The sequence below is a fragment of the Prevotella sp. HMSC073D09 genome (assembly GCF_001814145.1).
Classification (GTDB): domain Bacteria; phylum Bacteroidota; class Bacteroidia; order Bacteroidales; family Bacteroidaceae; genus Prevotella; species Prevotella conceptionensis.
In genome coordinates this window covers 1-1,771 of the sequence record NZ_KV815062.1, presented here as the reverse complement: position 1 = coordinate 1,771, position 1,771 = coordinate 1, and the positions used below count along the sequence as shown (strand labels likewise).

The following is a 1,771-nucleotide window of genomic DNA, read 5'->3' as shown; positions in this document are numbered from 1 at the left end:
TATTTAAAACGACCGCCACTAACACCCGTTTTGGTGCAAAATGCAAGGTGGAATGGTGCTAATTGCGAGACGAAAAGCATATATATCCACCGCGATTGTATAAATAAAACCTTTTAGAACCATGAAAAACATGGCCGAAAAGGGCGAAATAGTCGTTAAAAAGTGGGTTTTTAGGGGCTAAAAGCAGGTTGTTGGGCTTTTAAAAAGACGAGTCGGCAACCCAAATAGAAAGGCAAAATGGTGCAAAATGCAGGTTTTGCTCTTAAAAACAGCCAGAACAAACAACGAGAAAAGCCCGAAATAGGGGTGATTTACCTACTTTATGGCCTACATTTTCGCTAGAATGAAACGAAAATTAGAGCTGTGTTGTAAAATAAAAGATAATAATTTAAAATTTTGATTTGATGAGTTTGTAAGTTGATGAGTTGATACCCTCGGGGGTTGTTGGTTTTTATCTTGGTTTTACAGCACAAAGGCAATAAACTTCTCTCAATTTGCAGAAGGATTAAAAGTCAAGTCGGCCTCGATGAGATAGTATGGACGAATGCAAATTGATATGCCATTTTAGGGCATCGTGCCTTATGCTGTTAACATACAAAGTGCGTGTGGTTATGTTTAGCACTTGTTCGTAAAATCTAACGTACTGCAACAGAGTTTTCCCTTGTCGTTTAAAAAGAAAATGCTAATTGTTGCAGAACAACCATAACACTCAATCCTCATGGACACACGCACAACCCTTACACTTAATGGCCGCAGTTACGACGTCAACTTGTTTGACCAATGCTTTTATCGTCTCGTAGGATGGCGAGGAAATCTCTTATCGCACTATCCTGCCGACGGCAACCTATATGTGTCGATGGAGGCTCCTAATGACTATTTCATCTTAGAGTTAATGCTCAAAGACGAAGACAAACCTCGCGCACGAGGATGTCTCGAAATTTACGATGGGTTGGGCGACCTACCTGTGCGCCGCATACAGTTCAATGAAGCCTATATTTGGCGACACAAACTATCAGGAGATACCATTTTATGTTGAAGGTAAATGCAATTTGGCATTAAGATTGACGATAAGTTTGTAATTAACAATAACATAGATGCGTATGTCGATGGACAAAACCTCATTGTCAAAGAATAATAAGTATAAGAAAGCTGTTTTGTGGTGGCTGCTATGCTTTGTTGGCCTTTTCATTTTATTCGTGTGCATATACTTCTTGGCATGGGGAATGATGATGCAGCCCAAGCCGAACAATCAGCCAGAACATTCAATTAGAGAAAAGCAGTTCTTTAGCGACTTGGAGGAAAAAGAGGGCTGGACTGGTGCAGACAGATACATTTATAATGTAGACAAGGAAGGAAAATCTTTATTCCAAAACCAAATTCGGTTGGATAAAAACTATGCATACACGTTTACCATAAAAATAGAAGACTCCTCAACTTTCTATTCCTTACCAGCAAATGTCGAAGATACAATTGCCCTACATTTATATAACTATGTTCTCGAGAAATCGCCAAAACTGCAAAAGATCGTTGTTGTATTCTCTTATGAAGAAATACTTAACGAACGCGCAAGCATGGGACATGGACTAACTGCAGAGTATGAAATTCGTGGCAAAAAGCTTGTCAAGTTAAAACGTGTAAAGGAATGATATGGGTATTTGTTGTTGTCACACCACCAACGGGTGGTAGCAGCAGTACTGAAACCTAGATACTGCACGTTAGATGAGCGGTCAATAGGGTAAAGGCGCAAGTTGTTGTGGCTAGGAACGTTCTT

At 39.8% G+C, this 1,771-nt stretch carries 2 protein-coding genes; both read left to right on the top strand.

Annotated features, from left to right (window positions below):
- Positions 1–718 precede the first annotated feature (718 nt).
- On the top strand, positions 719–1,036 hold the full coding sequence (gene tssD, locus HMPREF2955_RS03965; protein WP_070721243.1) for a type VI secretion system tube protein TssD: 318 nt from the start codon (positions 719–721) through the stop codon (positions 1,034–1,036).
- A gap of 64 nt (positions 1,037–1,100) precedes the next feature.
- On the top strand, positions 1,101–1,646 hold the full coding sequence (locus HMPREF2955_RS03960) for a hypothetical protein (RefSeq protein ID WP_083317617.1): 546 nt from the start codon (positions 1,101–1,103) through the stop codon (positions 1,644–1,646).
- Positions 1,647–1,771 lie beyond the last annotated feature (125 nt).